Source organism: Pseudomaricurvus alkylphenolicus, from assembly GCF_011683955.1.
GTDB classification, from domain to species: Bacteria; Pseudomonadota; Gammaproteobacteria; order Pseudomonadales; family Cellvibrionaceae; genus Pseudomaricurvus; species Pseudomaricurvus alkylphenolicus.
Genome location: NZ_JAAQPI010000040.1, coordinates 1 through 13,855, shown reverse-complemented (window position 1 = coordinate 13,855; position 13,855 = coordinate 1). Strand labels below are relative to the sequence as shown.

The 13,855-nt window shown below is 50.1% G+C and carries 13 protein-coding genes and 1 pseudogene; 5 read left to right on the top strand and 9 right to left on the bottom strand.

The features are described 5' to 3' along the window. The 4 genes from HBA55_RS36750 to HBA55_RS36735 all read left to right on the top strand — a co-directional run. Positions 1–436 (top strand): Zn-ribbon domain-containing OB-fold protein (locus HBA55_RS36750; RefSeq protein WP_240946479.1); only part of this gene is annotated, 436 nt, incomplete at its 5' end. 98 nt (positions 437–534) lie between these two features. Beyond that, on the top strand, positions 535–1,716 hold the full coding sequence (locus tag HBA55_RS36745) for a lipid-transfer protein (RefSeq protein WP_167001143.1): 1,182 nt from the start codon (positions 535–537) through the stop codon (positions 1,714–1,716). A gap of 80 nt (positions 1,717–1,796) precedes the next feature. Beyond that, a complete protein-coding gene (locus HBA55_RS36740; protein WP_167001141.1) occupies positions 1,797–2,246 on the top strand; it encodes an SRPBCC domain-containing protein in 450 nt (149 codons plus the stop codon). 296 nt (positions 2,247–2,542) lie between these two features. After that, complete coding sequence (locus HBA55_RS36735; protein WP_167001139.1) at positions 2,543–3,427, top strand: LysR substrate-binding domain-containing protein; 885 nt, start codon at positions 2,543–2,545, stop codon at positions 3,425–3,427. Between the two features lie 713 nt (positions 3,428–4,140). On the opposite strand, the gene HBA55_RS38345 is transcribed toward HBA55_RS36735, so the two are convergent. The 6 genes from HBA55_RS38345 to HBA55_RS36700 form a co-directional block, all read right to left on the bottom strand. Beyond that, on the bottom strand, positions 4,141–4,665 hold the full coding sequence (locus tag HBA55_RS38345; RefSeq protein WP_167001135.1) for an IS66 family transposase: 525 nt from the start codon (positions 4,663–4,665) through the stop codon (positions 4,141–4,143). Positions 4,666–5,027: 362 nt separating this feature from the next. Continuing rightward, positions 5,028–5,231 (bottom strand): rubredoxin, encoded by a 204-nt coding sequence (locus tag HBA55_RS36720; protein WP_167001133.1) that lies wholly within the window; start codon positions 5,229–5,231, stop codon positions 5,028–5,030. A 107-nt stretch (positions 5,232–5,338) separates the two neighbouring features. Then, a complete protein-coding gene (locus HBA55_RS36715; protein ID WP_167001131.1) occupies positions 5,339–7,087 on the bottom strand; it encodes a TonB-dependent receptor in 1,749 nt (582 codons plus the stop codon). Beyond that, entirely contained in the window at positions 7,077–7,274 is a 198-nt protein-coding gene (locus HBA55_RS36710; protein WP_167001129.1) for a hypothetical protein, read from the bottom strand. Before HBA55_RS36710 ends, HBA55_RS36715 begins: the two co-directional genes overlap by 11 nt. A 91-nt stretch (positions 7,275–7,365) precedes the next feature. Then, entirely contained in the window at positions 7,366–8,349 is a 984-nt protein-coding gene (locus HBA55_RS36705) for a Rieske 2Fe-2S domain-containing protein (protein WP_167001127.1), read from the bottom strand. Between the two features lie 164 nt (positions 8,350–8,513). Then, positions 8,514–8,831: an SCP2 sterol-binding domain-containing protein gene (locus HBA55_RS36700; RefSeq protein ID WP_167001125.1), complete on the bottom strand. Its 318-nt coding sequence runs from the start codon at positions 8,829–8,831 to the stop codon at positions 8,514–8,516. A 503-nt stretch (positions 8,832–9,334) separates the two neighbouring features. Here HBA55_RS36700 and HBA55_RS36695 point away from each other — a divergent pair. Next, positions 9,335–9,964 (top strand): hypothetical protein, encoded by a 630-nt coding sequence (locus tag HBA55_RS36695; protein WP_167001123.1) that lies wholly within the window; start codon positions 9,335–9,337, stop codon positions 9,962–9,964. Positions 9,965–10,077: 113 nt separating this feature from the next. On the opposite strand, the gene HBA55_RS36690 is transcribed toward HBA55_RS36695, so the two are convergent. The 3 genes and pseudogenes from HBA55_RS36690 to HBA55_RS36680 form a co-directional block, all read right to left on the bottom strand. Next, on the bottom strand, positions 10,078–10,755 hold the full coding sequence (locus HBA55_RS36690; RefSeq protein WP_167001121.1) for an IS6 family transposase: 678 nt from the start codon (positions 10,753–10,755) through the stop codon (positions 10,078–10,080). A 402-nt stretch (positions 10,756–11,157) separates the two neighbouring features. Beyond that, a complete protein-coding gene (locus HBA55_RS36685; protein WP_167001119.1) occupies positions 11,158–13,422 on the bottom strand; it encodes a TonB-dependent receptor in 2,265 nt (754 codons plus the stop codon). 93 nt (positions 13,423–13,515) lie between these two features. Continuing rightward, positions 13,516–13,855 (bottom strand): annotated as a pseudogene (locus HBA55_RS36680) (SDR family NAD(P)-dependent oxidoreductase); the annotation flags it as partial.

The following is a 13,855-nucleotide window of genomic DNA, read 5'->3' as shown; positions in this document are numbered from 1 at the left end:
TATGATGTCCTTCTTAAAGTGTCGTCCTGTAAACTTCATCCTGGTTCGCTCGGTATCTAATCAGCTTAGGCAATTGGGTAACGTATTCTGTCTGAATTCACCGGAATTGCAACAGAGCCCCCAGCAGCCCTCGACAGATGCTCAGAAGACAAAGAACAAACCCCAGTCGAGAAAAGCGCTGCGCCCCCGCCCGGGCATCAACCGCGACAACGCCTTTTTCTGGGAGGGTGTCAGTCAGGGCAAGCTCCTGATTCAGCGTTGCACTTCCTGCCAGAGCCTGCGCCACCCGCTGGGCCCCATGTTCCCACAATGTCAGTCCCTGGAGTGGGATACCGTTGAATCGAGCGGCAAGGGCGAGATTTACAGCTTTGTGAATCTGCATCATCCACAAGTGCCGCCATTCGACTCCCCCAACCCCATCGTGCTGGTGGAATAGATATCAAAGGCAAAAACAGTACGGGCTACCACGTCACTGGCACGGTGGTTGTGGCTCTGCCCCTGGCTCAGCCATAAACAGGCGGAGGAGGCACACACATGAGTGATAGAAGTTTAACGGATAAAGCCGCCATCGTTGGCATCGGCGCGACGGAGTTTTCCAAAAACTCCGGCCGCAGTGAAATGCAATTAGCGGTAGAGGCGGTAACAGCCGCCTTGGCGGATGCCGGCATTGACCCCAGTGAGGTGGACGGTAAGCCCACCTATACCCTGGATCACAATCCGGAGATTGAAGTCTTTCGCCTGATCGGCGGCAAGGAACTGAAGTTTTTCAGCCGCATTCACTACGGCGGTGGGGCCGCCTGTGCCCCGGTACAGCAGGCAGCCATGGCAGTGGCTACCTGCATCGCCGATGTGGTGGTGTGTTATCGCGCTATGAATGAGCGTTCGGAATTGCCCTTTGGCACCGGTATGCAAGAAACTCAGCCCAACCCCACCTTCGAAACTGCCCATTACGGTTGGTATATTCCCCACGGGCTGGTGACGCCCGCCTCCTGGGTCGCCATGAACCCCCAGCGTTATATGCACGAATACGGCGCCACCTCTGAAGACTTCGGTCGCATCTCAGTGGCGGCGCGGGACTTTGCCGCTACCAACCCCAAGGCCTGGTTCTCCAAGCAGCAGATAACCCTGGAGGAGCACCAGCAATCACGTATGATTGTGGAACCCCTGCACCTGCTGGACTGCTGCCAAGAGAGTGACGGTGCCGTGGCCCTGGTGATTACCTCGGCTGAGCGTGCCAGAGACTTGCGCCAGAGACCAGCCTATATCCGTGGCGCCGCCCAGGGCGCCTGTGACGACCCGCAGATGTTGACCGGTTTTTACCGCCAGGACATTACCGGCTTGCCGGAAATGGGGCTGATGGCGCGCCAGCTCTATAGCCAGGCGGGCATTGGACCCGACGAGATTCAGACGGCGGTGATCTACGACCACTTTACCCCGTTTGTATTGCCACAACTGGAGGAATTCGGCTTCTGCGACCGTGGCGAGGCCAAAAACTTTGTCCGTGATGGCCACCATGCCCGCAGAGGGCGCTTGCCCATCAATACCCACGGCGGCCAGTTAGGCGAGGCTTATATCCACGGTATGAATGGTGTCGCAGAAGCGGTACGCCAGGTGCGTGGCAGCAGTGTTAACCAGGTTGAAGACGTTGAGCATGTATTGGTAACCGCCGGTACGGGAGTACCTACCAGTGGCTTAATTTTGGGGGCTTCCCTGTAGTCAACCCCCTAAGCGACAATCCGGTGGCAATGCCAATATTGATCATTGTCATCATCTAATTCATTGAGAGAAAGCATTCCATGATAGGTAAAGATAAGATTTCAACAGACGAAATCCGCATAGAAGCACCGGTAGAACTGGTGTGGAAAATTCTGGTTGATTTTGAGAACTACGGCAAGTGGAACAAATTTTGCCCTCAAGCCACCGCCAAATTGGAAGTGGGCTCGCCCATCCATATGGTACTGAATTTCGGCAATGGACCACAGCCATGGGTCGAGTATATCTCCCACATCGAACCCAACAAAGCTATAGCCTGGCGTATGGAAAACAAACCCGGGGACCCGGTTCACGCTGTACGCACCCAGACTCTGACCAAACTCAGCGAAACCAGTTGCTCTTACCTTTCTGTCGATGAGTTTTCAGGGGAAGGTGTGCCACAAATGATTGCTGAATCGGGCCAGGCCGTCGAAGACGGATTCAATGTGTGCGCTCAGGGGTTAAAGCAATATGCAGAACAACTGGCGATTTAGCTTATGGCGGAACCAATTCATACAACTTTCCTTCGCCGAAATACACATCATCGACCGAAATTCGGCTGACGACGTGCTCAGCAAAGGATTGTGCAACTCTGCAAGAAAATCGCTGAATTAGGTTATTCAGCTTAAATCTGTAGCAGTCTTGCGCCTGTATGATTTGTCCGAAAAGGTGCCAAACTGAAGGAAATATAGACCAGTTTAACAAATTGACCTGACTCGGCTTTAGAAACTTTGAGTATAGCTGATGCCCAGGTGCGCTTCCGACAAAATGAACTCGAGGATCTTGACCAATGAAGTACACCTTGCGTCACTTAGAAGTATTCCTAGCCGTCGCCGGAGAACAGAGCATCAGCCGCGCGGCCGAGCAACTCTCCATGTCTCAATCTGCCGTCAGCGCCGCACTGCAGGAGTTCGAAAACCGCTACGACATGCTGCTGTTCGACCGCTCTGCCAAACGCCTGAGACTCAACGGCCTCGGCGTGACCATTCGCACTAAGGCCGAGAGCTTATTGTCCAACGCTCAGGACTTTGACAGAGAGTTAAAGCAACACGAGGAGTTGGAACCCCTAAAAGTCGGCACCAGCCTCACCATCGCAAATTACCTGGCGTCAGAATATCTCGCTGACTACCTGCATCGACATCCTAGATCGGAAGTAGAGGTCGTCGCAGCCAGTTCACCGGAGATCGCCAGGAAGGTGCTGAACTTTGAGATAGACATTGGCCTGATCGAGGCCGAAATGCACCATAGTGACCTCTCTCAGACCCCCTGGCGGGAGGATAGGATGGTGGTCTTCAGCCGGCCTGATCACCCGCTCGCCACCAGGCGGCAACTGACCGACAAGGACATCTTGGCCTGCCAGTGGATCCTGCGAGAACCGGGAACCGCCCATCGCAAGACCTTTGACGAGGCCATGTATGGGCTTCTGGTGGATTTGGATATCCGCCTGCAGCTGCCGCAAAACGAGGCTATAAAGAACGCCGTGAGGGCAGGACTGGGCATCGGCTGTCTGTCACAGCTGGCGGTGGCTGATGACCTGGAACGAGGATTGCTGGTGGAATTGCCTCTTAAAGAGCGGCCCATGCACCGGCGTTTCTATATCGTCACCCATAAACACTCCGCCTCAAGCCGCACCGTTGAACGCTGGATGAATCTTTGCACAGATCACTTAAACTGACGGATGCTCAGCGGTTGCGTCGCATCTAGTGTTGAGAATAACAACCGAATCAGTTACACCCATGACCTACATTGCCAGGGCATAGAATAGTGCGCAGGGAGACTGGGAGCCTCCCCATCTCTTCTGACCCTTCTTGAGCATTCGCCACAATTCCAGTACAGCAATGGTCCTGGCGGCTCTGCTAAATGTCTCAAAGCCCATGGGCTGTTTCATTTTTCGTTTTATGAATCGAGAGGTTCACGTACCGATTTGCGAGAGGCTGCGGGGGGGTTCCCGTGGTATACTCTCCAAGATCACCGTCATATTAGGAAGTTATACAGAGCCACGCTTGGCTTCAAGCATTTCCATCGTGCGCAGAAAACACTGGCTGGTTTTGAGTTCTATCGAATGATCAACAAGGGTCAGCTGCGACCAGCCTCATCTGCTTCTCACGTGCATCAATTCTATTCCCTCGTAGGCTAACTCCGTAATGCGGAAGTTCGAATTCGATTTTCTGGTATCATCGACACTATTTGCAACAGGGCCGTATTTACAGAACCCGTGATGAACCTACGTGTAAAAGTCGTCACTCCTCACCGAAAACACAATATATAGTGGTGGGTACTGAAAATGACAGGTTTATAAAAAGCTCAAACCCCATATCTTGTGTCGGTGATATCGGGTTTTTCCGAGGCATCGATATTGAGAAAATCTGAAATACACTGTAAGCGCCGTTATATCGACGTATTGACCCCGCCGAAGACATCCACACTTTTTTCAAGCCTCTCCAGCGGCACATTCCACGGCAGAAGAACTTCCAGTTTCTCAAGAGAATCAGCGTCAGCAATGTGACCGAGCAGATACTTGATGTAAGCATAGGGTTCGAGATCTTTTGCTTTTGCGCTCTCGATTAGCGAGTAGCAGCTTGCGCTGGCCCGCGCTCCCTGCGGGGTATCTGCAAACAACCATGTCTTTCTTCCAGTTGCAAACGGACGGACTGCATTTTCCGCCAAGGCATTACTAATATGTAGCTTCCCGTCGCTACAATACCCAGCCAGATATTCCCATTGATTGAGCATGTACTGGATGGCAGTGTGGGTATGACCGCCCTTGTGAACTTTGGTGAGATTCTTATCCAACCAACGTTTGAGATCTTCCAGTATTGGTACAGACAATTTTTGTCGAGCTGCGTAGCAGCTGTGAATCCGTACTACCTTTGAGTTCAGATTCAATCCGATAGAGTTTACGGATTTTGCCAAGCGCAACATCTGCTTTATTGGGCTGGCCTTTACGGCCTTTTTGTTTCGATGGCTTAGCCGCTTTAATAGCTTCTACAAATTTTCGACGGGCATGTGCCTTATCTTGATCTAAAGATAAGGCACATTATCTCTAGCTGTTTTTTATCCGGACATAATTTAATAGTCAAGGGTGAGGTTCTCAATTAACACTGCATTTTTCAAACACTGCACAATGTCATCGCTGGACCATTACCTTCCATATCGTGATAAAAACCAAGTCACAAAGTAGATAAAAAGCTGAGAACGTCTAGCGTTGGAGCCCACGGTGATTCTCCTTTACCAGGTAAGCTAGTGTAGTGTCCCTGAACTTAATATCCTTAAATCTAGAAAGGCAGCCCTGAGGGCGTCTCCAGTTCTACCTCCGTCATCTCAAAGTCATCCTTTCCCACTCCACAATCCGGGCACAACCAGTCCTCAGGCACATCCTCCCAACGAGTACCAGGTGCCAAACCTTCAGCCGGCCAACCCAGCTTCTCGTTATAAATCACTCCACAGATGATACATTCCCAGACTTTAAACTCACTCATACGAACAATCTCTAACAATTAAACCTCATGGGTATATATTTATACACCTATTACCCATTATAGCTGACCCGGAAACGAAGAACATCGACCACTTAGACTATCTGGCCCTATGGGACATTGGTAAAAAAGAGGGTTCGGCGTTTTTCAAGATAGGTGTCACTGACGCTGGCAGACCAGTCAGGCTCCTGACCAATTCGATTGCCACCGATATCACACTTGGCCACGTATTCTCCATTGGGAATCAGGCCATTGCAGGGACCGGTTTCACCATCGGCAAAGACGGCATGGTTATAGGAAATACTGCCACTTAAGGTGAGCTGCTCGGTCAAAAGCGCAATAAAGTCGACCTCCGCACCGGTGACCTCGGCATCGGCATTGAACGTCAAACCGCTATGACGTTTATACTGGGATGGATTGTTTCCAAAGCCGGGCGCCACGTTCACGTACACATCGGTAGCGCGTGCGATGTAGTCATCAAACTGTTGATGATAAAACGCGCCATTCAGCTGTAACCTTCCATCCCACAGTGTACTCTTCAGGCCCAACTCGATGGAATCACTGGTTTCTTCTCCGTAGAGCAGCTCTTCACCCGGCAACGGATAGAGACCAATAGAAATACCACCAGGGCGGTAACTTTGTTCGTAGCCTGTGTAAACCATTACGTCATCGCTCAAGTTATATTGATATTTAAGCGAACTTGTGAGTGCCTCACCGGTAGAGGAGTCTTGGTCATCGTTCACAAAAGCGATGCTGCCCAAATCCGTCCGATTAAAGTTATCAACCTTCTGGTACCGCAACCCCAGCTGCAACTGAGATTGGTCTGTCAAATGTAAGATATTGTGTAGATACGCTGCATATTCTTCGCGCACAATCGGTGCATCAAAAATCAGTCGGGAAATTCCTGCACCTGGAGTAAAAATAGCAGTCTCCGCCGTAGTAGCTGCATCTTCACGAGCATAGTAAAAGCCCACCACATAGTCCCATAGCTCCGCTTCCTGGGGTGCCAGCCGTAACTCTTGGGTGACCGAATCAAAGTCGGTACTCACCCGGTTATTGAGCGCGGTTCCCCGCAAATGGTTGGCTATATCCAGATCTCTCTGGGTTACGCTGTCGGATTCGATATAGCCGCTGACCGACGTCAACGTAAATACCCCCACATCCAGATTCATTTCCAGATTGGTCAGTTTACTGCCACGCTGATTGATGGTGTTTCCGTCACTAAGAGTCAACCGATCTCCTGGCTTTATCCCACGAGATTTACTGGCCGCTGCCTGCAACTGATCACCCTGGCGGTCGGCGTATTCCATAATCAGTGTGGCATCAAAGTAGTCGGTGGGCTGCCACGCTAGGGTGATCCGCGTCGACTCCGTATCCGTGTCCTGCTCCTGCCCCGATGCTGTGCTCTCGATACCCTGACCTTCGCTCTCAACGTAGTTAGCCGCGAAACGCACGGCCAGTTCATCTTCAATCAATGGCAGACTCAGGCCCACTTCCGTATTGAAGCCTCCGTCGTCAGTCAAACCGGTTTTGATCGAACCCTCTGTAATATTCATTTCCGGGCGTCGGGTGTAAAGCGCGATCGCACCTGCGGGTGAGGTGCGTCCCTGCAACGTGCCCTGGGCGCCACGCAGAATTTCGATGCGGTCGACATCGTACATTTGCTGAAACACTATGCCCGGCTGAACTGCCGAACCATTCCAGTAAGAATCCACTACCATCCGGGCATTACCATCGGGGTCGGTACTCATGCCACGCGGGCTGACAGTTGGGTTGCGGCGATTACCATCCAGGGTCAGACCCGCAGTGAGCTTTTCCAAATCCTGAAAATTGCTGATTTCGGCACTCTTATAGCGCATCGCCGCCTACGGCAGCCACGGCGCCAGGAATTTCCTGAACGAATTGTTCGCGCTTTTGTGCGGTAACCACCAACTCTTCGATTGCGAAGTTGTCATCGGTGTAAGTATTGTTTGGATAGGCGGGGTCCTGAGCAAACGTGTGCTGGCAGGCCATGGCCACAAAAAGTGTCGTCAAGCGAAACTTCACGGCTTTTGTCCTGTATCACTCTGGCATACAAATTTCGGTTCAGTGCGAGTCGCTGCCCGTACGACTCACACCAATGGCGCGCTGGGATGAATCAGCGAGCCTTCATATCGTAAAACTGTTGGATCCACTTACGGTGTTTGTTGATCGGGCCATCGCCGTCGCAAAGCACAGGGTTGGCTCGATAGATTTTTTCTTTCCAGACAGGAATGTCATCCTCAACACCTGTTTTGAACCCGTATAAAATTGATGGACCAAGATCGTCTTCGTCTGCGATGTTTTTGGAAACCCCCATGCTCCAACGCAGCACCGTTGTTGTGTCGTCAATTGGAGTAGCAATATTAAGTAAGATAAACTCACCCATCTCGCCTGATTTGATGGACTGGAACCCGGTACCGTGCACAACGGTCACTCCCGGACCATAACTGGTACGCTCAAGTTGATGGCGGGCACCATGGGCATCGGCAACCGCATCGGCAAGAAAATCGTCCGGCATATCCATGTTAGAAACGCTGTTTTTGATCGGGCCGTCGATTATCGTTTCTGTTTCAGAAAATGCCGGCATGCGATGCAAGTAGGTAAAGTGAGCCTGGTCCACATCATTCTCACCGATCTCCTGAACGCAAGTAGGCAATTGCAACTGCATGTACTCCAGCTCGTTCCACTTGTCTTCGCCATTCAAGCCATCCACTCGTGGCAACTCAAAGTAAGGCTCACGACCTTCCGGGTGATGCCACCCCATTACCATTCCGTTCACTTCCTGCAAGGGAATAGTTTCTGCCACTGCACGCGTTGGGATCTTCTTGGCATAAGGTACATCGGTGCACTCACCTTCACCATTGAATTGCCAGTGGTGAAACGGGCAGCGCACGCTTTCGCCAACCACACAGCCCTGGTGCAAAGGGGCCCCCAGGTGCGGGCAGTAGTTATCCAGCACAGCGGCTTTACCGCTCTCGGTACGAAATACCACCAGGTCGCGACCAGCCAGGGTAACTTTTTTGACTTCGCCAACGGCCAGCTCATGACTGAAACACAGTCCAAACCATCCGTGGGGTATGGGAAACGGGAAACGAGACATTCGTGTGTCCTCCGACAGATTATTTCACGGGTCAGCTAATGACCACGGAATCAAGATAATACATGTGAATTTTATTTCACAGGTGTATATTTATATATTAGAGTCAGTTTAAATAACCGACGAGGGGTGCGATATTTTCCTTATATTTCAGATAGATAGAGATTCTACTGCCCCATGGGAAACAAGGTATTGAGCTTCTGAGCCAGCATCATATTGCCTTTGGCCTTGAGCTTGCCGGTCATAACCGCCTGCATCCCATTGACAGTACCGCTGACGACGCCCAGCAGAGTGGCTGTATCTGTAGAGACTGTCACCGTCGGAGCATCGTGGTCTCCCTTTTGGATATCTTTATCACTGTCCTTGATAACAATGTGGTAATTGTCCGCATCACTAAACTGGAATTGAAATACCGCGTTGATTCCCGCTGCGGCGCTGGCGTTAAAGTTGTCGTTCATGGATGCGAAAAGTTCATCAACCGTCATGGTAAACCTCCGGGTTATTAAGACAGATAAGGCCAAAACGACAACTCGATGATCGTCGTGTTATTGGTTGATGAAAATTCTAAAGAGAGTCGCAAGTCTAGTCTTGTGATCGAAGGTCAGCGGACAGGTGCCTGGCGGACATTGGCGAAAAGTTACGTAAAGAAGAGGGAGGGGTGGGAGTAAAACTATTGTTGAACTAAGTGGTTCTGATTTTTCACGGAAACATTGAGCTGCGTAACTGCGTAGGGGGATTACGGCTTCGCCTATCGTTCTTTAAGGTCAATAGTTTAGAGGAGCTGAACGAAAAGGCTTACGCCTGGACGCGGTACTACAACAGCCACCAAAAGATGTCTCGTCACGGCCATACCCGCTACGGCTTCTGGCAGACGATCTGGGAGGAACAGCTGCGCCTAGCGCCGCCCCGCGAGCAGTGTTAGAGGATACTGCAAAACAGAGAGCCTCAGGAACGTACCGTTCGGGGAGATTTGAGGATCACCTATGCAATGAAGGGTCAGACCTCCCGTTTCTACTCAGTTGAGCATATCTCTGACGTTGCGATTGGTGACAAGGTCAAGGTATACGACAACCCGTTCCGATTTCCCAACGTCAATGTGATGGTAGAGGACGCCGAAAAAAATACCGTGACCTACGAGTGCCCGCCGGTTGAAATGGATGCGGCAGGATTCCCAGTAGACGCGCCTGTACTGGGAGAGAACTATGTCTCGGCTCCCGATACTGTGGTTGACCGCAAACTCAAGGCCATGAATAAAGACGCCTATGGGGTAGAGACAGAGCAGGAAGTCAAGGACAAGCGCAAGGAGCGTGTACCCGCGTTTGCGCATACGGATTTCGATCCGATGGCGGACGTAACGCAGGCTCAGACACCTGCTTATATGCGCCGTAAGGGCATACAGCACAACCTGGATGCTGAGGAGCGCCGTGATGAAAAGCTCACTCACCTCAAGGCTATCAAACTAATCAAGGCAGAACTGGATGTCACACCCGACCAAGCGCAGTCCATCAAACAACTATTACAGTTGGAGTATCCAGACGGCATTACCCATGAGGATTTGACCACCTATATCCAGCAGATGAGGGAAACCTATGTTGATGCTAAAGCAACGTCTTTTTGAATCCAATGTGCGGATGACGGCATTGGCGCTATCGACCGGGTACGCCTACCGGCCCTGTTGCACGCTGGTCTCTAATACGAAAAATCCATCAGTCGTTCTTTTCCTAGACGTATTTAGCCCGCGAGAGTGTAGAATTGTTCTGCCGCGGTTAACCTAAAACCTTCTGGCTGTTGCATTTGGCCCTTTTTGATCATGTGCATCAGCTCAAAGCCTACCAACGTTTTCTGCGCACAATGGAAGTTTTTGAAGCCAAGAGTCGCCCGGAACAGCTTTCTTATTTGACGATGGTCTTGGTCAACCACATTGTTCATATATTTGTTTTGACGTATTTCTATTGCAATATTTTCTTCGGTGTTAATCAGTTCAAGTGCAACATTGTTTGACCCACTTTTATCAATATTGACCATCGAAGGAGATCCTTGACGCTTCATCAGTTTTTCGAAAAACCGCTTTGCAGCCCGCGTATCTCGCTTTGCTGTTAGTAGAAAGTCGATGGTATTACCGTCCTTATCTACGGCGCGATACAGATATTTCCACTTCCCTCCAACCTTAATATAAGCCTCATCCATTCGCAGGCGATCACCATAGTTTATCTTCCGTTTTTGAAATTCGGTCTCTAGTTTCGGGCCAAAATGAACAACCCACCGATGGATGGTAACGTGATCAACACAAACGCCGCGCTCCTCCATAAGTTCCTTAACATCACGACAGCTCAGCGCATAGGCAATGTACCAGCGGACGGCCTGAAGTATGATATCCTTTTTGAAATTCCGTCCTTCGAACTTAATCATTGCTTGCGACCTAACCTGCTAATAATTGAAGTGAGAATGATACCGTAGCCCTAGGTTAGGCCCGTTTTGCGACAGAGCCTGAAAAACGGTTCAACATCGATTTGCCGGCTCTGCTCGACCAAATTAATCCATTTGATCAAAATGGGAAGGAGTTGGGGAACGAGGCTTATGCGGCTTTCAGCGAGGTAATGTTAATTTCGAGGGGATCGTCACCGAACCCCTTCTTGCGGTGTCTGATATCTCCCGTGCATCGTCACCTCGGCGCTACTTTTGGAGGTAGGCTGCGGTGCCGGTGCCAGCAGTGCGATTTTTATCCCTTCTTCCCATCAGCCCTTGCAGGAGTGCTTTTTACGCACATGCACCAGTGCTTGAACTTCGGCGGGAATAATGTCGAGCTAATCGCTAGAAAGAATACATTGCTGTTAACCCAACAGTCCTTTCAGGAACCAGGCCCACACGATTGTAACCGCTGTTTACATTGTAGCCGCCGCCGGGAACCAATGGTTCGACCACGGAGACAAACGACTCTGCCGATATGCGGGTACGCGCTTCCTTATCAGTGATATTTTTAGTCCAAAGAGTAAGCTCCCAGCTCTTGCCACGTAGCCCGGTAAACAGATCTATCAAGCCATAGCCACCGACATCAGCACTATCAACCAGCGTATTAGTGCGACTACCCGTAAATTTATATAGACCGCGAACAAACCAATCAAAATCTCCGATAGGAATGCTGAATTCTGAACTGGCACTAATCGACCAATTGGGCTCGCTACCGATACGCTGGCCAGATGCATCACATCTAGCAATCTGCTGACCGGGGGCAAGAGGACCATTACAGAGAGACCTGGCGTCATCGTCAAACTTGGCATCCACATAGCTCATACCGAAAAATGCTTTCCAATGTTCCGTAATGAGACCGGTTATTTCCAACTCCGCTCCCTGAATAGTTGCATCTGCATTATAAGTTAAGCCCGTCATGTACGTTTCGGCGACGCCATCACCATCGAAATCACCCGTAATATCATTGGCTCTGGTTATAAAGTCGTCGAACTGCTGATAAAAAATAGCGCCGTTGGCTTGAGCACGACCGCCCCACAGGGTCGACTTAAAACCAAACTCTATTCCATCGCTCGTTTCCTCATCAAATATTATGTCTGCTGGGCCTAGCGGAAATAACGCGATATTGGCGCCTCCTGGGCGGTAAGAACGATCAAGGGATCCATATACCATTACGTCATTCGTCAGATCATAGGTATATTTAATTCCACCGGTAAATGCAGTGCTACTGCTACTCACTAACTCTTCAGGGACCAATGTTAAAACCCCCACCCCTGGTATAGAAGTATCCACGCGGTTAAATACCTTCACTTTTTGCCAGCGCAAACCGACTTGTAACGTGGAGGCCTCGCCAATATAGAATTTGTTATTGGCAAATACCCCGTAATACTGTAAATCAGCTGGACCAACAGTCTCCGTCTCAGATGTGGTCAGATTCCCAAAGAAATCAAGCACTGCACCGTTGGGCACCACTGTATTTGTTTGGGTATTTTCATAGTAGAGACCAACCAAGTATTCCCAGTTCGTAGAGTCTTCAGATTGAATACGAAGCTCCTGGGTAAAAATATCGTAATCAGAAACAACTGTCTGTTGCAGATTTAGGGGAACAGCATTGCCGAGATCTAGATCGCGGGTCGAAAAAAAATCAATATCCTGATAACCTGTAACAGAAGTGATCTTATGGCCCGCTACCGTATATTCCATGATAAGACTGGTAAGGTTGTCACGACCATCAGCATAGCCATCAGCTAGCGAGGAGCGATCTTTATAACTCAGTACTGGGTTACCATTACCGGGTGTATCACTCCCCTCTACGGCCTCCCAAGCCTCATTGTCTTCTTCAAGATATTCATGAATCAATGTCGCACTAAAGGTATCTGTCGGCTCCCAAGCCAGAGACACTCGAACCGCGTCGGTGCTGGCCGATTCCTCATCGCCAGTAGCAAAGTTATAAAGGCCTTGTCCGCCATTTTCATCGTAGACGCCCGCTATACGCAAACCGAGTTGCCCTTCAATGATAGGCAGACTGACACCGAACTGGGTATTGAGCCCGTCATTTTCGAAAACGGTTGCCTGAACATATCCATCTATAGCGTCGAGATTGGGAGTAGTAGTATTAACATGAATTGATCCTGCCGGAGACGTGCGCCCCTGGAAGGTGCCCTGCGGACCTCGCAATACTTCGATCGACTGCACATCGAACATCTGCCGGAAAGCGACATAGGAACTGAGTGCAACACCATTTTTATACAAGTCAACCGCAGCAGAAAGAGAACCATCCGGATCATAACTAATTCCACGTAAGCTCACAGAAGAAGCTCGAGCATCGACCGGAGCTAACGTCAGACCAGCGGTCAGTGTTTCTATGTCTTTGAAGTCTCTCACCTCAAAATCCGCCAGGATTTCACCCGATACGGCATTAACTGTTGCAGCAACATCCTGAAGAGACTCCGTACGTTTTTGGGCCGTAATAATAATTTCTTCAAGCTCATAGCCCTGCGCCATTACAGGCATTTGGTAATAGGCTGCACTAACAGCCAGGGCCATAGTGAGTTTACGAACCGAACACTGTGACTGGCTTTTTTTAACTAAAGTTGTTGAGTTCAGCATAATATGTCTCCGCATTAGAATTATTTTGATTGTGTCGCAATGTATATCTGTTACATCACTTTTACCTAATCTATCCGGTATAATCCCCAGCAACTAACCCAGCGCAACAATTGATAGTGGGGTACGCTGTATGATGGCTTCATTGCGGTCTTTAATTGCGTTTTCTAAAGCTTCCGTCAGAGGAAGTATCCAGAACTTATCGTCGCGAATATCCTGTAATGCAGTTTCGGCGAATTCATCTGGCGAGGTAAATTCAAGCTTGACACCAGTTTTTTCCATGAGTTTCTGCATATCTTCAGCAGATCTAATTGCTGTATCAGTAGGCTTGGCGGGATCATCCGGCAGCTCCGCCGGACGATTCCGAGCAGAGTTGTAGATGCCCGTACTCACCGGGTGAGGGCCCGGGAACAGCGCATTAATTTTTACCGGTGAA